This window comes from Pseudomonas sp. NPDC096925 (genome assembly GCF_044762545.1).
Classification (GTDB): Bacteria; Pseudomonadota; Gammaproteobacteria; order Pseudomonadales; family Pseudomonadaceae; genus Aquipseudomonas.
The window spans coordinates 225,307-242,557 of sequence record NZ_JBIWEM010000005.1 but is presented as its reverse complement, the minus strand read 5'-3'; the positions used below and the strand labels follow the sequence as shown (position 1 = coordinate 242,557).

The window sequence follows — 17,251 nt, the reverse complement described above, 5'->3', positions numbered from 1 at the left end:
TGCGTTGGCGTGATGCTCTGGTATTATTCGCCGCCTAATTACGTGCGGTATTCAACAATTGGTGTTGGGTGGCGGCACGCAGCTCGAGGAAGTGACCATGAAAGCAGATATTCATCCGAACTACGAAGTAGTTGCAGTCACCTGCAGCTGCGGCAACAAATTCGAAACGCGTTCGACCCTGGGCAACACCCTGGCGATCGACGTTTGCAACCTGTGCCACCCGTTCTACACCGGTAAGCAGAAAGTCCTGGACACCGGTGGTCGCGTACAGAAGTTCGCCGATCGCTTCGGTATGTTCGGTACCAAGAAGTAATCATGCGCATGGCGAATCCTTCGGGCTTCGCGTTGCTGCTGAAAAAAGCGCCCCTTGTGGGCGCTTTTTTTATGGGCGTCATCTGGCATGTCCCGGCCCTGGCGTTCTGCCCACTGCCAGAGCAAATGCAGCAGGTGGCGGTACGCCAGGTGGTGGATGGCGATACCTTGCGCCTGGTCGATGGCCGCAGTGTGCGCCTGATCGGCATAAATACCCCGGAAATCGGCCGCAACGGCCGCACCAGCGAGCCCTATGCCGAGGCCGCCAGGCAGCGCCTGCAAGCGTTGGTCAAGGCCAGTGACGGGCGTGTCGGGCTGGTGCCGGGCATCGAGGCCAGGGACAAATACGGCCGTACGCTGGCGCACATCTACGGCCGCAATGGCGACAATCTGGAAGCGCAATTGCTCAGCGAGGGCCTGGGTTATCGTGTGGCGGTTGCCCCCAATGTGCGCCTCAGCGCTTGCCAACAGCTTGCCGAGCAGGCAGCGCGCAAGGCTGGCAGCGGACTGTGGCGCCGTTCGCCGGTGGTGCGTGCTGGGGATGTGAGGCAGTCGGGTTTCGCGATCATTGCAGGCCGCATCGAAGGCGTGGAGCGCAACCGGGGCGGGGTCTGGCTGACCCTGGACAGTGCTGTGGTGCTGCAGGTTCCCGCTCGTCTGCAACGCAACTTCCCCGCCAGCTTCTTCGATAACCTCAAGGGACGCCAGGTCGAAGCGCGTGGTTGGGTGCTGGATCGTTCCCGCAAGGGCGGCCTCAAACCCGGGCAGCGACGCTGGGTGTTGCCGTTGACCGATCCGAGCATGTTGGAGCGCATTTCAGGCTAAAAGATGTAGACATTTCGCTATTAGATTGTACACACTGTGAGCCGTATGCCCCGTGGGTTATAGCGTAAAGTCGTAGGCTAAAGGCCTTGACACAAGTGACCGACCAGTCTTGTGACTCCCCGGCTCTTTGCGTATCCTCGGCGGTCCGTCAGAACAGTAAATAGCGGAATGCCCACCATGTCAGACCTGAAAACCGCCGCTCTCGAATACCACGCTCAACCTCGTCCGGGGAAACTGAGCGTCGAGCTCTCCAAGCCCACTGCCACCGCCCGTGACCTCGCCCTGGCCTACAGCCCAGGTGTTGCTGAGCCCGTGCGCGAAATCGGCCGTGATCCAGAGCTGGCTTACAAATACACCGGCAAAGGCAACCTGGTTGCGGTGATTTCCGATGGCACCGCCATCCTCGGTCTGGGCGACCTCGGCCCACTGGCTTCCAAGCCGGTCATGGAAGGCAAGGGTGTTCTGTTCAAGCGTTTCGCCGGTATCGACGTGTTCGACATCGAAGTCGAATCGGAAAGCCCGCAAGCGTTCATCGACACCGTTCGCCGCATCTCGATCACCTTCGGTGGCATCAACCTCGAAGACATCAAGGCACCTGAGTGCTTTGAAATCGAGCGCACCCTGATCGAACAGTGCGACATCCCGGTATTCCACGATGACCAGCACGGTACCGCCATCGTGACCGCGGCCGGCATGATCAACGCCCTGGAAATCGCCGGCAAGAAGCTGGAAGACGCCAAGATCGTCTGCCTGGGTGCCGGCGCTGCGGCCATCTCCTGCATGAAGCTGCTGGTGAGCATGGGTGCCAAGGTCGAGAACATCTACATGATCGACCGCAGCGGCGTGATTCACGCTGGCCGTGACGACCTGAACCAGTACAAGGCTCAGTTCGCTCACGCCACCGACAAGCGCACCCTGGCTGACGCCCTCGACGGTGCCGACGTGTTCGTAGGCCTGTCCGGCCCGAACCTGCTGAGCGCCGAAGGCCTGAAGTCGATGGCTGCCAACCCGATCGTGTTCGCCTGCTCGAACCCGGACCCGGAAATCGCGCCAGAGCTGGCTCACGCCACTCGCAGCGACGTGATCATGGCGACCGGTCGTTCCGACTACCCGAACCAGGTCAACAACGTACTGGGCTTCCCGTTCATCTTCCGTGGTGCCCTGGACGTTCGCGCCAAGCGCATCAACGAAGAAATGAAGATCGCTGCCGCCATCGCCCTGAAAGACCTGGCCAAGCTGCCAGTGCCGAAGGAAGTGTGCGACGCCTACGGCGTACAGGCTCTGGAGTTCGGCCGTGAGTACATCATTCCGAAGCCGCTGGACGCCCGCCTGATCACCGTCGTTTCCGACGCTGTGGCCAAGGCCGCCATCGAATCCGGCGTGGCTACCCTGCCGTATCCGAAGCACTACCCGCTGACCAGCGTGGATGACGTGTTCAAAGGCTGATTGCTGCCTGGCGACACAAAAAAGCCCCGGCTCGCATGAGCCGGGGCTTTTTGTTTGCCGGTGGGGTTGGCGCGGCCTTTGTGGGAGCGGGCGTGCCCGCGAAGAATCCAGCGCGGAGGCTGGCACCGGCTACGCCGGTGTTCGCGGGCATGCCCGCTCCCACAGGGTCGGTGTTGCCTTCGAGGGCTCTTAGAACAGATCCATCGGTGCCGCTTCATCCGCCGGCAGCGGGCTGCCCGGTGCTGCGCCAGTGCCCAGTTCGTCCACCGACGGCGGCGAGTCCTCGGCCTTGAACAGCTCGAAGTAGGCATTCGGCGTGCTCGGCGAAGCGGCACGGCCGCTGACCGGGTCGACGCGCAGACTGAGGATGCCTTCCGGCTCGGCAGGCGCATGCTCAGGCTTGTCCTTGAGTGCCGCACCCATGAAACTCATCCAGATCGGTAGCGCCACGGTGCCGCCATACTCGCGGCGGCCCAGGGTTTCGGGCTGGTCGAAACCAACCCACACGGTAGTCACGTAGTCGGCGTTGTAGCCGGAGAACCAGGCGTCCTTGGACTCGTTGGTGGTACCGGTCTTGCCTGCCAGGTCGGTACGGCCCAGGGCCAGCGCCCGGCGACCGGTACCGCGCTTGATCACGTCCTGCAGCATGCTGGTGAGGATGTAGGTGGTGCGCCCGTCGATGATCTGCTCGGCCACCGCCGGCGCTTGCGGTGCAGACGCCACCTGGCTGAAGGCAGCGGGTGCCTCGCCCGGCATGGCTGCGGTGCTGATCGGCTGTTCGGGCGCTGCCAGGCCCGCCTGGTCCTCGGCTCCTTGCGGTACCCGGGCCGGGTTGGCGGTAAACAGCGTCTCGCCGCTGCGGCTTTCGATGCGCTCGATCAGGTACGGGGTGATCTTGTAGCCGCCGTTGGCAAAGGTGCTCCAGCCGGTAGCGATTTCCATCGGGGTCAGGGTGGCGGTGCCCAGTGCCAGCGACAGGTTGCGTGGCAAGTCCTGCTTGTTGAAGCCGAACTTGGCGATGTAGTCGATGGTGCGGTCCACGCCCATGGCCTGCAGCAGGCGGATCGACACCAGGTTGCGTGACTTGTACAGCGCCTCGCGCATGCGGATCGGGCCAAGGAAGGTATTGGTGTCGTTCTTCGGCCGCCAGACCTTGTCCAGGTACTCGTCGACGAACACGATCGGTGCGTCGTTCACCAGGCTGGATGCGGTATAGCCACTGTCCAGGGCGGCACTGTAGACGAACGGCTTGAAGCTCGAGCCCGGCTGACGCTTGGCCTGCATGGCGCGGTTGTAGTTGCTCTGTTCGAACGAGAAACCGCCGACCAGGGCGCGGATGGCGCCGTTGTAGGGGTCGAGGGTGACCAGTGCACTCTGCGCCCCAGGTACCTGGCTGAACTTGAGCTTGCCATCCTCCAGGCGCTGCACGCGCACCAGGTCGCCGACCTGGGCCACGTCCGCCGGTGACTGCGGCGCACGGCCCTGGGAGTTGCTGTTGATGAACGGGCGCGCCCATTTCATGGTGTCCCAGGCAACCAGCTCTTCCTGGCCAGCGCGGGTCAGCACCTTGAGGCCGTTTTTTTCGACCTGGGTGACGATGGCCGGTTCCAGGCCGCCTAGGCTGCGCTGCTTGCCCAGTTCCTGCAGCCAGACCGCCTGGGTGCGGCCCGGGAAGCGTGCTTCGGGGCCGCGATAGCCGTGGCGCTCGTCGTAGTCGGAGAGGCCGTTGAGGATGGCCTTGTTGGCCATTTCCTGCATGTCGCTGGGCACCGTGGTGGTAACGCGGAAGCCTTCGGTATAGGCGTCGCTGCCGTAGCGGCCGACCATTTCGGCACGGGCCATTTCGGCGATGTAAGGCGCATTCACTTCAGGTGCGGGCACGTGGTAGCTGGCGTTGAGTGGCTCGGCCAAGGCTGCCTGGTAGCTGGCTTCGTCGATCTTGCCCAGCTTGTACATGCGGCCGAGGATCCAGTCGCGGCGTTCTTTGGCGCGCACCGGGTTGGCCAGCGGGTTGAAGCGCGAAGGTGCCTTGGGCAGGCCGGCGATCATCGCCATCTGCGCCAGGCTCACGTCGCGGATCGACTTGCCGTAGTACACCTGTGCAGCGGCGTCGATACCGTAGGCGCGGTTGCCCAGGTAGATCTTGTTCACGTACAGCTCGAGGATCTCGTCCTTGGTCAGCTCACGCTCGATCTGCAGGGCCAGCAGGATCTCGTTGGTCTTGCGCGAGAAACTGCGCTCGCTGGTGAGGAAGAAGTTCTTCGCCACCTGCATGGTGATGGTACTGCCGCCGGTCTGGATATGCCCGGTTTTCACCAGCTGGGTCGCGGCGCGCATCAGGCTGCTGGGGTCGACACCGTAGTGGTTGAGGAAATTGTCGTCCTCGGCCGACAGAAGCGCCTGGATGAACTGTGGGGGAATTTCCGCGAAACGGATTGGTGAGCGACGCATTTCGCCGAACTCGGCAATCAGCTTGCCGTCGCTGCTGTACACCCTGAGGGGGATCTGCAACTGGATGCTTCTGAGCGATTCGACCGAGGGCAGGCTGGGGCTAAGATACAGAAACGCACCGCTCACACCGAGTACGAGCGCGCAGATGACTGCGACGGAAGACCACCAGAAGAACTTCAGCAGGCGTATCAAGGCTTTTCGGTGTCCAGGTTGGGAGTGGATTGCGTGCAGGTCCGGCGGACCAGAAAACGCTGGGCATTATAAGCATTTTTTCGCCTCTCCGGGTTACCGGTCAGGCTGCCCGTCGCCTCGATGGGCCTGCGTGGCCCAGTGTTGGCGCGGGGTTGAGGCAGATAGCTGCGACAGACAACAAGGATGCCACGATGCTAGGACGCTTCGGCAAGGATGCCGGTTCACTCGTGGGGGTGGAAATTGCCCCTGACACCGTTCGGATGGTGCAACTGCAGCGGCATAACCGACGCTGCAGGGTGCTTGTGTCGTTACAAGAGCCGTTCGAATCACCGGCTGGCAGTGATTGGGTAGCAGAGCCTGCCGCCGTTGTGGCTGCCTTGAGGCGTGCCTATCGACGCAGCGGCCTCAGGCAGCGCCGGGTAGCGCTGGCGCTGCCGGCCAACCAGGTGATCTGCAAGCTGTGCCACTTGCCAGTGGAACAGGGCGGAGCAGAGATGGAGGCGCAGCTGCTGGCTGACGCCGAACGGCTATTCCCATTTCCGTTGGAAGACCTGGCCCTGGATTTTCAGGTCATGGGGGGCTCCCGTGACCAGCCAGGTTGCGCCGAGGTGATGGTGGCTGCGTGTCGGCAGAGTGCGCTGGCGCCACTTGAAGCCGTCGTCGAGGAGGCCGGGTTGCAGCTGGAGGCCGTGGAGATTGACAGCATTGCCTTGGGTCGCATGCTGCCGCAGGGCAGTCATCAGGGCGCGGCGTTGCTGCGTATCGAGGCGCACAGCACCACCCTCTATAGCTGGCAGTCGGGCTGGCCGCAGCAACGGCGTGAGCTGAGCCTGGGCATGTCGACGATATCGGGGGCGCTGCCGGAGCGCCTGCAGGACCTGCTCGCCAATGAGTCTTTGCCCGATTGCCTGTTGGTCGCCAGTCGTTCGCCGATAGAGGCGGGCCGGCTGCAGGACCTGGGCTCCCGGTTGAACCTGCCGTGTCGCCTGGTGCCCGACCTGGCAGGCCTGGAGCACCTCGATGGCGCGATGATCCTGGCGAGCGCCCTGGCGCTTGGAGGGTTGCGCCGATGATGCGGCTGAATCTTCTGCCCTGGCGCGAACGGCAGCGTCAGGCGGCGTTGCGGTGTTTTCGCAGGCAGCTGGTCGCCGGTGCGCTGCTGGCCCTGTGTGCCGTGATGCTGGTCGACCAGTTGGCCCGCCAGCGCGGGCAGCAGCAGGCGCTGGCCAACACCCAGCGCCAGGCAGCCCTTGAGGTGTTGGGCGAGCAATTGCAGCCGCTGGCCGAGGTGCGTGCGCAGCACCAGGCACTACTGGCTCGCACGGCCACGCTGGAAGGCCTGCGCGCCCATCAGGATGTGCTGGCCGGGCTGTTCGCCGACCTCGAGAGGGCGTTGCCAGTGGGTGTGCAGCTACTCGACCTCAGCCTTGAAAACGGCCGCCTGCAGATGACCGGGCTGGCCACGTCCGGTGCCGTGGTAGCGCAGTTCATGCGTGACCTGAGCCGCTCGAATGTGTTGTTCGGTCTGGAACTCAGGCGCATCAGGAGCCTGCCGGGCGGCGATGAATTCCTGCTGGGCGCGCGTTTTTCGGCGTTCTGGTTGTGAATGCTGCATTGGTACTCGGCTGGCTGGCCGTGGCCGAGCGCTCCCGACGCTTCAGGCAGCTGGCGCCAGTGCTGGTGGCCGTGGCGTTATTCGGCCTGGGCTGCGCGATACGTCTGCCGGCAGTGTTGCAGCAGCAGGCGCACGAGAAGGCCCGGTACATAGAGCTGAACGAACAGCAGGCAGCCAGTGCGGTGCAGCTGGCCGAACTGGAGCAGCTCCAGGCGTCCGTGGCCATTGCCGAGCAACGCTTGCAGGAGGCGCACTGGCACCTGGCCGCCGGAGAGGACATGAGCGACCTGCTCGACCGCCTGGCGGCTTCGGGGCATGCGCATGGTTTGCTCATCGAGCGGTTCGATGTGCACGAAGACGAACAACAGGCCGGTTTGCGCAAGGTACCGCTGGAGCTACAGGTGGTGGGGCGTTATGCGGCCTTGCGCCAGTGGCTGGGCGATTGGTTGGGCCAGGCGCGCGTGTTGCGCAGCGGTGACCTGCAGCTGGCTGCGGTCGCTGGCCAGCCTGGTCTGCTGCGCCTGCAGTTGCGGGTTGATGCCTATCAGGCGCTGGCCCCCACGCCGGCGCCCGCTGCACTTGCGCGCATGCCTGCCAGGGGCATGGCCGCAGCGCCCGCAGTCGACCCGTTTGCGCCCGGTGCGACGCGATTGACGGGCACCGGGCTGGCCAATGTGCCTTTGGCGCAACTGGAGATGGTTGGCAGCCTGTCGCGTGGGGAGGAACACGAAGCACTGCTGGTGGCTGCTGGCAGGCTCTATCGCGTGCGCCCTGGGGACCGGGTCGGGCGTGATCTGGGGGTGGTGGCGAAGGTTGATCAAAGCCAGGTCGAAGTACGCGAACGGCTGTTCATGGCAGGGGTGTGGCACGAGCGCACGGCGTTCATCACCCTCGCAAAGCGCCTGGGCAAGGAGGCCCCGGACCACGATGAAAACATTGAAGAAATGGGCGCTGGCAGCGGTGCTGCCGATCCCGCTGGCGTTGGCGACGCCTCATCAGGGTGAACCGCTGTCGCTGAACTTCCAGGATGTGGAAGTGCGCTCGCTGCTGCAGGTGCTGGCTGACTATGCCGGCGTCAATCTGGTCGCCAGCGATGCCGTGCAGGGTAGCGTCACCTTGCGCTTGCAGGATGTGCCGTGGGACCAGGCGCTGGACCTGGTGCTGCGCAGCAAGGGCCTGGCCCGGCGCCAGGAGGGTAATGTGCTGCTGGTGGCGCCTGCGGCCGAGTTTGCCGCGCAGTCTGTCGATGCCCGCATGGGGCAGGCGCTGGATGCGCAGTTGCAGCCGTTGCGTCGGGAACTGCTGCCCATCCATCATGCCAACGCCGGCGAGCTGGCGGAGTTGCTGCTGGCGAGCCTGGCGGACGACGGTATTCTCACCGGGCGAGGTAGCCTGAGTGTCGATGAGCGCACCAATACCCTGGTGGTATACCAGCCCGCCGACCGCCTTGCCGAGTTGCGGAAACTGGTGGCGCAGCTGGACGTGCCGGTGCGCCAGGTGGCAATAGAGGCACGTATCGTCGAGGCCAACGTCGATTACGAGAAGAACCTGGGGGTGCGTTGGGGTGGGCCGCTGTACGTTGAAAGCCCGCGGCCGGGCAAGGATTTGTTCGTCGACCTTGGAGTGGAGCGCGTGGGCAGCAGCATCGGCCTGGGCCTGCTGCGTGGCGGCGTGCTGCTCGACCTGGAGCTCAGTGCCATGGAAAAGAGCGGCAATGGCGAGATCATCTCGCAGCCCAAGGTCGTCACTGCCGACAAGGAAACGGCCAGGATCCTCAAGGGTACCGAGGTGCCTTACCAGGAAACCAGCAAGAGTGGCGCCACCTCGGTCGCGTTCCGCGAAGCCTCGCTGTCGCTGGAGGTGACCCCGCAGATCACTCCGGACAACAAGGTGATCATGACCGTCAGGGTGACCAAGGACGAGCCGGATTACGTCAATGCCTTGAACAATGTACCGCCGATCCGCAAGAACGAGGTCAATGCCAGGGTTCGCGTGGCGGACGGCGAAACGATCGTGATCGGTGGCGTGTACTCGACCTCGCAAAACAATGTGGTCGACAAGGTGCCATTTTTCGGCGATCTGCCGTATGTTGGGCGGCTGTTTCGACGCGATGCATTACAAGAGAAAAAATCCGAGCTGCTGGTCTTCCTGACTCCGCGTATCATGAATGACCAGGCGATTGCTGTGAGTCGTTGATTCTGTGCGAAATTTGATACTTGTGGGGCCCATGGGCGCTGGTAAAAGCACCATTGGACGCCTATTGGCCAAAGAGCTGCGCCTGCTGTTCAAGGATTCCGACAAGGAAATCGAACTGCGATGCGGCGCCAACATCCCGTGGATTTTCGACAAGGAAGGCGAGCCGGGTTTCCGTGACCGTGAGCAGGCGATGATCGCCGAGCTGTGCGCACTCGACGGCGTGGTCCTGGCGACCGGCGGTGGTGCGGTAATGCGCGAAGCCAACCGCCAGGCGCTGCATCAGGGTGGCCGGGTGATCTACCTGCATGCTTCGGTGGAACAGCAGGTTGGCCGTACCGCACGCGATCGCAATCGCCCCCTGCTGCGCACGGCCAATCCCGAGGCGACCTTGCGCGCCCTGCTGGAAGCCCGCGACCCGCTCTACCGCGAGATCGCCGACTTGGTAGTAGAAACCGACGAGCGGCCACCACGCATGGTGGTGATCGATATTCTCGAGCGCTTGCAGCAGTTGCCGCCCCGTTAGCCCGGGACTATTCTCGGCCCCCAGCGCCGAGGCGAGGTTCAACGTTACCGCGTGGGCGCCTGAACGGCGTCGCGCCCAAGTACATTGTGGGGATACATGCAGACACTAAAAGTCGACCTGGGCGAGCGTAGCTACCCGATCTACATTGGCGAAGGCCTGCTGGACCAGCCCGAGCTGCTGGCGCCGCACATCGCCGGGCGGCAGGTTGCCATCGTTTCCAACGAGACCGTCGCGCCCCTGTATCTCGAACGCCTGAGCAAGACCCTGGGTGCCTATTCGGTGCTGCCGGTGGTATTGCCCGATGGCGAAGCCCACAAGAACTGGGAAACCCTGCAACTGATTTTCGATGGCCTGCTGACTGCGCGGCACGACCGCCGCACCACCGTGGTCGCCCTGGGTGGCGGCGTGATCGGTGACATGGCCGGCTTCGCTGCCGCCTGCTACCAGCGCGGCGTCGACTTCATCCAGGTGCCGACCACCCTGCTGTCCCAGGTCGACTCTTCGGTCGGCGGCAAGACCGGCATCAACCACCCGCTGGGCAAGAACATGGTCGGTGCCTTCTACCAGCCCAATGCGGTGCTGATCGATACCACCAGCCTCAAGACCCTGCCGGCACGCGAGCTGTCCGCAGGCCTTGCCGAAGTGATCAAGTACGGCCTGATCTGCGACAAGCCGTTTCTCGCCTGGCTCGAGGACAATATGCAGGCGCTGCGTGCCCTCGACCCGGTGGCGCTGACCGAAGCCATCCGCCGCTCCTGCGCGGCCAAGGCCGCGGTAGTGGGTGCCGACGAGCGCGAGTCTGGCGTGCGCGCCACGCTGAACCTGGGGCATACCTTCGGGCATGCCATCGAGACCCACATGGGTTATGGCGTGTGGCTGCACGGCGAAGCCGTGGCGGCGGGCACGGTAATGGCCCTGGAGATGTCCATGCGCCTTGGCTGGATCGACCAGGCCGAGCGCGATCGCGGAATCCGCCTGTTGCAGGACGCAGGTTTGCCGGTGGTGCCACCACAGGAAATGACCCCGGCGCATTTCATGGAGCACATGGCGGTCGACAAGAAGGTTCTCGATGGTCGTTTGCGTCTGGTGCTGCTGCGCCAGATGGGCGAGGCCGTGGTGACCGACGACTATCCGAAAGAGATTCTACAGGCCACGTTGTCGGCGGATTACCGCGCGATCGTGGCCCAGCTTTGAGGTTGTGACAGCGCAATGACCAGTTTGCATGCCGATGAGGCCTTTCTCGACCATTACCAGTTGAGCCACGATCCGTTCGCGCCCCGCGTGCCCGGCTTCAAGTTCTTCCCGGCCCAGCGCAAGCCCGTGCTCGGCCAACTGCACCACCTGGCACGCTACAGTCAGCTGATGCTGGTTGTCAGCGGCCCGCTGGGCAGCGGCAAGACCCTGCTGCGCCAGGCCTTGGTGGCCAGCACCAACAAGCAGGCGGTGCAGAGTGTGGTGGTGTCCGCCCGTGGCGCCAGCGATGCCGCCAGCGTACTGGGCCAGGTCGCGCAGAACCTGGATGTGGCCCAGGCCGAAGTGCAGGCGATCCTGGCCAAGGTGGTGCAACTGGCACTGACCGGCCAGGAAGTGTATTTGCTGGTGGACGATGCGGAACAACTCGACGAGTCGGCACTCCAAGCGTTGCTGGAATTGGCAGCGGGGGTACCGGAAGGGCGCCCGCATGTGTTCCTGTTCGGTGAGCCGTCGCTGATTGCCGGGCTTGAAGAGATCCATGTCGAGGAAGAACGCTTCCACATCATCGAGCTCGCCCCCTACAGTGAAGAAGAAACCCGCGAGTACCTGGAGCAGCGCCTGGAAGGTGCTGGCCGGGGCATCGAGGTGTTCAGCCGTGAACAGATCGTCGATATCCATGAAAACTCCGACGGCTGGCCTGGCAACATCAACCAGGTCGCCCGTGACACTTTGATCGAAGCCATGATCGCCAGCCGCTCGACGGCCAAGCGACCATCCATGGGGTTCAAGATGCCTAAAAAACATGTGCTCGCGCTGTCCGCTGTGGTTGTGGTCGCCGTTGCGGCCGCGGTGTTGATGCCGAAGAAAGGTGAGAAGGCGCCCGCCGAAGCGCCGGCCGCCCAGGCCCAGTTGCCGCTTGGCGAGGGTCAGGCCAATGGTGGCAGCCCGGCTATCGAGTTCTCGGGTTCGTCCCAGCCGATGCCGCTGCCGCTGGTTGGCCAGTCGCAGCCGGTGATGCGCGAGCCGCTGGCCCAGGCTGCGGGCATGGGCGAGGGCGAAGAGGGCAGCCCGGCCGGTGATACTGCCCTGCAGCCTGGCAACCCACCGCCAACCGTGACCACCATCGCGCCGCCGCAAGGTGTGCCGGCGGGCCCGGCACCGGTACCTGCCCAGCCTGTAGCCACGGCGCCGGCCCAGCCAGTGCAGCCGCAACCACAACCGGTTGCGCCTGCGCCAAAACCTGTCGCAACCCAGCCTGCCAAACCGGTTGCGCCTGCCAAGCCTGCACCAGCACCGACCCAGGTCGCCGTGGCCAAGCCGGCCGCCAAGCCTGCCGAGAAGCCAGCGGCCGGTGGCAGCGGCAACAGCGGCTGGTACGCCGGACAGAAACCGGGCAATTACGTGGTGCAGATCCTGGGTACCAGCTCCGAGGCTTCGGCCCAGGCGTTCGTCAAGGCCCAGGGTGGCGACTATCGCTACTTCAAGAAAAACCTGCAGGGCAAGCCGCTGTACGTGGTCACTTACGGCAACTTCGCCAACCGCGACGCAGCGGTTGCGGCAATCAAGAACTTGCCAGCGAAGGTCCAGGCTGGTAAACCTTGGCCACGTACCGTCGCCAGCGTCCAACAAGAGCTGGCCTCGGCCCGCTGATACCTTCCGGGCGGCATCACCCCGCCGCCCAGTAGCTAAGCGAATTCTAGCTTTCGACTAGCCTGCTGCGCCTGAGCGCGGCAGGCTTTTCTGTCCCGGACTGCCGGCCACAAGCCTTACTTGCAGTCATGGCTGAAACGCTTCAGACTCGAGCCAAGCCGCTATCACGGCACATGGCGCAAAAACATTCAAAATTGCGACATAAATTTTCAATGGTGAGACATGAAAATTTGTGAGCATCGCTGTCGCTGTGCAACAATGGTTTTCCATGGCCACCGCAAAAAAGCTGGCGTTTGATCGGCGTGGATGGTAAGTGGTTGTTAAAAAAGAGATTTACCTCCGTTGAGAGGTGAACCTGGTGAGAATGTGTCTATGAAAACAGGTCTGTACCATCCCGAAGAATTCAAGGACAACTGTGGTTTTGGCCTGATCGCCCACATGACGGGCGAACCGAGCCACCACCTTCTGCAAACCGCCATGCAGGCCCTGACTTGCATGACCCACCGCGGCGGCATCAACGCCGACGGCAAGACCGGTGATGGTTGCGGTCTGCTCATGCAGAAGCCCGATCAGTTCCTGCGTGCCGTGGCCCAGGAGCACTTTGCCGTCGAACTGCCCAGGCAGTACGCCGTCGGCATGGTGTTCTTCAACCAGGACCCGGTCAAAGCCGAAGCCGCTCGCGCCAACATGGACCGCGAAATCATCAACGCTGGCCTGAAGCTGGTCGGCTGGCGCAAGGTGCCGATCGACACCAGCGTGCTCGGCCGCCTGGCCCTGGAGCGCCTGCCGCAGATCGAGCAGGTGTTCATCGGCGGTGAAGGCCTGAGCGACCAGGAATTCGCCATCAAGCTGTTCAGTGCCCGTCGCCGTTCGTCCGTGGCCAACGCCCACGACGCCGACCACTACATCTGCAGCTTCTCGCACAAGACCATCATCTACAAAGGCCTGATGATGCCGCGCGATCTCGCGGCCTTCTACCCGGACCTGGGTGACGAGCGCCTGCAAACCGCGATCTGCGTGTTCCACCAGCGCTTCTCCACCAACACCTTGCCGAAATGGCCGCTGGCGCAGCCGTTCCGCTTCCTCGCCCACAACGGCGAGATCAACACCATCACCGGCAACCGCAACTGGGCCATGGCCCGTCGCACCAAGTTCGCCAACGACCTGATCCCCGACCTCGAAGAGCTCGGCCCGCTGGTCAACCGCGTCGGTTCCGACTCCTCGAGCATGGACAACATGCTGGAGCTGATGGTCACCGGCGGCATCGACCTGTTCCGTGGCGTGCGCATGCTGGTACCGCCAGCCTGGCAGAACGTCGAGACCATGGACGCCGACCTGCGCGCCTTCTACGAATACAACTCCATGCACATGGAGCCGTGGGATGGCCCGGCCGGTATCGTCATGACCGAAGGCCGCCACGCGGTGTGCCTGCTCGACCGTAACGGCCTGCGCCCGGCGCGCTGGGTGACCACCAAGAACGGCTACATCACCCTGGCGTCGGAAATCGGCGTATGGGACTACAAGCCCGAGGACGTCATCGCCAAGGGCCGCGTCGGCCCGGGCCAGATCTTCGCCGTGGACACCGAAACCGGCCAGATCCTCGACACCGACGCCATCGACAACCGTCTGAAGTCGCGCCACCCGTACAAGCGCTGGCTGCGTCAGCACGCCCTGCGCATCCAGGCGACCCTGACCGACGACCAGGGCGTGGCCAGCTACGACGCTGACCAGCTCAAGCAATACATGAAGATGTTCCAGGTCACCTTCGAAGAGCGTGACCAGGTGCTGCGCCCGCTTGGTGAGCAAGGCCAGGAGGCGGTCGGCTCGATGGGTGACGACACGCCGATGGCCGTGCTGTCGCAACGCGTGCGTTCGCCGTACGACTTCTTCCGCCAGCAGTTCGCCCAGGTGACGAACCCGCCGATCGACCCGCTGCGCGAAGCGATCGTCATGTCCCTGGAAATCTGCCTGGGTGCCGAGCGCAACATCTTCCAGGAATCCCCGGAGCACGCTTCGCGGGTGATCCTCAGCTCGCCGGTCATCTCGCCCGCCAAGTGGCGTTCGCTGATGAACCTGGAGCGCGAAGGCTTCGACCGCCAGCTGATCGACCTCAACTATGAAGAGAGCGTCGGCCTGGAAGCGGCCATCCGCAACATCGCCGACCAGGCTGAAGAGGCCGTGCGCGCTGGCAAGACCCAGCTGGTGCTGAGCGACCGCTACATTGCTCCGGGCAAGCTGCCGGTGCACGCCTCGCTGGCCGTGGGTGCGGTGCACCACCGCCTGACCGAACAGGGTCTGCGTTGCGACAGCAATATCCTGGTGGAAACCGCCACCGCTCGCGACCCGCACCACTTCGCCGTGCTGCTGGGCTTCGGTGCCTCGGCCGTTTACCCATATCTGGCCTATGAAGTGCTGGCCGACCTGATCCGCACCGGCGAAGTGCTGGGTGACCTGGACGAAGTCTTCAAGTACTACCGCAAGGGCATCTCCAAGGGCCTGCTGAAGATCCTGTCGAAGATGGGTATCTCCACCATCGCCTCGTACCGTGGCGCGCAGCTGTTCGAAGCGATCGGCTTGTCCGAGGAAGTGGTCGGTCTGAGCTTCAAGGGCGTTTCCAGCCGCATCAAGGGTGCGCGCTTCGCAGACCTGGAAAGCGACCAGAAGCTGCTGGCAGCCGAAGCCTGGAGCGCGCGCAAGCCGATCCAGCAAGGCGGCCTGCTGAAGTTCGTCCACGGTGGCGAATACCATGCCTACAACCCGGATGTGGTCAACACCCTGCAGGCTGCCGTGCAGCAGGGCGACTACGCCAAGTTCAAGGAATACACCACGCTGGTCGACCAGCGCCCGGTGTCGATGATCCGCGACCTGCTGAAGGTGAAAGTGGCCGACCAGCCGCTGCCGCTGGAGCAGATAGAGCCGCTGGAGGCGATCCTCAAGCGCTTCGACTCCGCGGGTATCTCGCTGGGCGCACTGTCGCCTGAGGCCCACGAAGCGCTGGCCGAGGCGATGAACCGCCTGGGCGCGCGTTCCAACTCGGGTGAGGGCGGTGAAGACCCGTCGCGCTACGGCACCATCAAGAGCTCGAAGATCAAGCAGGTGGCCACCGGCCGCTTTGGCGTGACCCCGGAGTACCTGGTCAACGCCGAAGTGCTGCAGATCAAGGTTGCCCAGGGCGCCAAGCCCGGTGAGGGCGGCCAGCTGCCAGGCGGCAAGGTCAACGGCCTGATCGCCAAACTGCGCTATGCGGTACCGGGTGTGACCCTGATCTCGCCACCGCCGCACCACGACATCTACTCGATCGAAGACCTGGCCCAGCTGATCTACGACCTCAAGCAGGTCAACCCGCAGGCCCTGGTTTCGGTCAAGCTGGTGGCTGAAGCCGGCGTCGGCACCATTGCCGCCGGTGTGGCCAAGGCCTATGCCGACCTGATTACCATCTCGGGCTACGACGGTGGTACCGGTGCTTCGCCGCTGACCTCGATCAAGTACGCCGGTGCCCCGTGGGAGCTGGGCCTGGCCGAGACCCACCAGACCCTGCGTGGCAACGACCTGCGCGGCAAGGTACGGGTACAGACCGACGGCGGCCTGAAGACTGGCCTGGACGTGATCAAGGCGGCCATCCTCGGCGCCGAAAGCTTCGGCTTCGGTACCGCGCCAATGATCGCCCTGGGCTGCAAGTACCTGCGCATCTGCCACCTGAACAACTGCGCCACCGGCGTGGCCACCCAGAACGACAAGCTGCGCAAGGACCACTACATCGGCACCGTCGACATGGTGATCAACTTCTTCACCTTCGTCGCCGAAGAAACCCGTGAGTGGCTGGCCAAGCTGGGCGTGCGCAGCCTCGGCGAGCTGATCGGCCGTACCGACCTGCTCGACGTGCTGCCGGGCGACACCGAGCGCCAGCAGTACCTGGACCTGTCGCCACTGCTGGGCAGCTCGCACATCCCGGCGGACAAGCCGCAGTTCTGCGAAGTCGACAAGAACCCGCCGTTCGACCAGGGCGAGCTGGCCGAGAAGATGGTGGAAATGGCCATGCCGGCCATCCGCGACCAGGCCGGTGGCGAGTTCAGCCTCGACATCTGCAACTGCGACCGTTCCATCGGTGCGCGCGTGTCGGGTGAAATCGCCCGCTTGCACGGCAACCAGGGCATGGCCGCGGCGCCGATCACCTTCCGCTTCAAAGGCACTGCGGGCCAGAGCTTCGGCGTGTGGAACGCCGGTGGCCTGAACCTGCACCTGGAAGGCGACGCCAACGACTACGTCGGCAAGGGCATGACTGGTGGCAAGGTCACCATCGTGCCGCCAGCCGGCAGCCCGTTCGAAACCCAGCACAGCGCCATCGTCGGCAATACCTGCCTGTACGGCGCCACCGGCGGCAAGCTGTTCGCCGCCGGTACTGCTGGTGAGCGCTTCGCTGTACGTAACTCCGGCGCCCACGCTGTTGTCGAGGGCACTGGCGATCACTGCTGTGAATACATGACCGGCGGCTTTGTCTGCGTGCTGGGCAAGACCGGTTACAACTTCGGTTCTGGCATGACTGGCGGCTTCGCCTACGTGCTCGACATGGACAATACCTTCGTCGACAAGCTCAACCATGAGCTGGTGGAAATCCAGCGTATCAGTGGTGAAGCGATGGAGGCCTACCGCAGCCACCTGGCGCGGGTCCTTGCCGAGTACGTGGAAGAGACCGGCAGCGAGTGGGGGCGTGAGCTCTCGGAGAACCTGGACGACTACGTGCGGCGCTTCTGGCTGGTCAAGCCGAAGGCAGCCAACCTGAAGCAACTGCTGTCCAGCACCCGTGCCAACCCGCAGTAACAACAGCTGCAAGTGGCGGCCCCGTACGC

General features: G+C 63.9%; 12 protein-coding genes. 11 read left to right on the top strand and 1 reads right to left on the bottom strand.

What is annotated here, in order from left to right:
* Nucleotides 1-97: 97 nt before the first annotated feature.
* From rpmE to ACIQYU_RS16675, 3 genes are all read left to right on the top strand, one after another.
* The gene (gene rpmE, locus ACIQYU_RS16685) at nt 98-313 is read left to right on the top strand and encodes a 50S ribosomal protein L31 (protein WP_008092997.1); all 216 of its coding nucleotides are present in this window, start codon (nt 98-100) and stop codon (nt 311-313) included.
* Nucleotides 314-315: 2 nt separating this feature from the next.
* The gene (locus ACIQYU_RS16680) at nt 316-1,137 is read left to right on the top strand and encodes a thermonuclease family protein (protein WP_233688148.1); all 822 of its coding nucleotides are present in this window, start codon (nt 316-318) and stop codon (nt 1,135-1,137) included.
* 177 nt (nt 1,138-1,314) lie between these two features.
* A complete protein-coding gene (locus tag ACIQYU_RS16675) occupies nt 1,315-2,583 on the top strand; it encodes a malic enzyme-like NAD(P)-binding protein (protein WP_063912060.1) in 1,269 nt (422 codons plus the stop codon).
* A 189-nt stretch (nt 2,584-2,772) separates the two neighbouring features.
* Here ACIQYU_RS16675 and ACIQYU_RS16670 read toward each other — a convergent pair whose 3' ends face one another.
* The gene (locus ACIQYU_RS16670; RefSeq protein ID WP_402800992.1) at nt 2,773-5,223 is read right to left on the bottom strand and encodes a penicillin-binding protein 1A; all 2,451 of its coding nucleotides are present in this window, start codon (nt 5,221-5,223) and stop codon (nt 2,773-2,775) included.
* A 194-nt stretch (nt 5,224-5,417) separates the two neighbouring features.
* Here ACIQYU_RS16670 and pilM point away from each other — a divergent pair, with 194 nt between their 5' ends.
* The 8 genes from pilM to gltB all read left to right on the top strand — a co-directional run bounded on the left by pilM (nt 5,418) and on the right by gltB (nt 17,222).
* The gene (pilM, locus tag ACIQYU_RS16665) at nt 5,418-6,299 is read left to right on the top strand and encodes a type IV pilus biogenesis protein PilM (RefSeq protein WP_233688149.1); all 882 of its coding nucleotides are present in this window, start codon (nt 5,418-5,420) and stop codon (nt 6,297-6,299) included.
* Entirely contained in the window at nt 6,296-6,832 is a 537-nt protein-coding gene (locus ACIQYU_RS16660; protein WP_233688150.1) for a PilN domain-containing protein, read from the top strand. The genes pilM and ACIQYU_RS16660 overlap by 4 nt, the downstream gene beginning before the upstream one ends.
* Nucleotides 6,829-7,845, top strand: a complete 1,017-nt coding sequence (locus ACIQYU_RS16655) for a pilus assembly protein PilP (RefSeq protein WP_233688151.1) — start codon at nt 6,829-6,831, stop codon at nt 7,843-7,845. Before ACIQYU_RS16660 ends, ACIQYU_RS16655 begins: the two co-directional genes overlap by 4 nt.
* The gene (locus ACIQYU_RS16650; protein WP_233688152.1) at nt 7,769-9,037 is read left to right on the top strand and encodes a type IV pilus secretin PilQ; all 1,269 of its coding nucleotides are present in this window, start codon (nt 7,769-7,771) and stop codon (nt 9,035-9,037) included. Before ACIQYU_RS16655 ends, ACIQYU_RS16650 begins: the two co-directional genes overlap by 77 nt.
* Nucleotides 9,038-9,041: 4 nt before the next feature.
* Nucleotides 9,042-9,560 carry a shikimate kinase AroK gene (aroK, locus tag ACIQYU_RS16645; protein ID WP_028698445.1) on the top strand — a complete coding sequence of 173 codons (519 nt, stop codon included), beginning with the start codon at nt 9,042-9,044 and terminating at the stop codon, nt 9,558-9,560.
* 96 nt (nt 9,561-9,656) lie between these two features.
* Nucleotides 9,657-10,754, top strand: a complete 1,098-nt coding sequence (gene aroB / locus ACIQYU_RS16640) for a 3-dehydroquinate synthase (RefSeq protein WP_015272135.1) — start codon at nt 9,657-9,659, stop codon at nt 10,752-10,754.
* Between the two features lie 15 nt (nt 10,755-10,769).
* The gene (locus tag ACIQYU_RS16635) at nt 10,770-12,404 is read left to right on the top strand and encodes an SPOR domain-containing protein (protein WP_207828293.1); all 1,635 of its coding nucleotides are present in this window, start codon (nt 10,770-10,772) and stop codon (nt 12,402-12,404) included.
* A 372-nt stretch (nt 12,405-12,776) separates the two neighbouring features.
* Nucleotides 12,777-17,222: a glutamate synthase large subunit gene (gltB, locus tag ACIQYU_RS16630; protein ID WP_207828294.1), complete on the top strand. Its 4,446-nt coding sequence runs from the start codon at nt 12,777-12,779 to the stop codon at nt 17,220-17,222.
* Nucleotides 17,223-17,251 lie beyond the last annotated feature (29 nt).

Coding starts and splice junctions, on each gene's coding strand:
- rpmE (WP_008092997.1), top strand. CDS start 98: ATGAAAGCAGATATTCATCCGAACTACGAAGTAGTTGCAGTCACCTGC.
- ACIQYU_RS16680 (WP_233688148.1), top strand. CDS start 316: ATGCGCATGGCGAATCCTTCGGGCTTCGCGTTGCTGCTGAAAAAAGCG.
- ACIQYU_RS16675 (WP_063912060.1), top strand. CDS start 1,315: ATGTCAGACCTGAAAACCGCCGCTCTCGAATACCACGCTCAACCTCGT.
- pilM (WP_233688149.1), top strand. CDS start 5,418: ATGCTAGGACGCTTCGGCAAGGATGCCGGTTCACTCGTGGGGGTGGAA.
- ACIQYU_RS16660 (WP_233688150.1), top strand. CDS start 6,296: ATGATGCGGCTGAATCTTCTGCCCTGGCGCGAACGGCAGCGTCAGGCG.
- ACIQYU_RS16650 (WP_233688152.1), top strand. CDS start 7,769: ATGAAAACATTGAAGAAATGGGCGCTGGCAGCGGTGCTGCCGATCCCG.
- aroB (WP_015272135.1), top strand. CDS start 9,657: ATGCAGACACTAAAAGTCGACCTGGGCGAGCGTAGCTACCCGATCTAC.
- ACIQYU_RS16635 (WP_207828293.1), top strand. CDS start 10,770: ATGACCAGTTTGCATGCCGATGAGGCCTTTCTCGACCATTACCAGTTG.
- gltB (WP_207828294.1), top strand. CDS start 12,777: ATGAAAACAGGTCTGTACCATCCCGAAGAATTCAAGGACAACTGTGGT.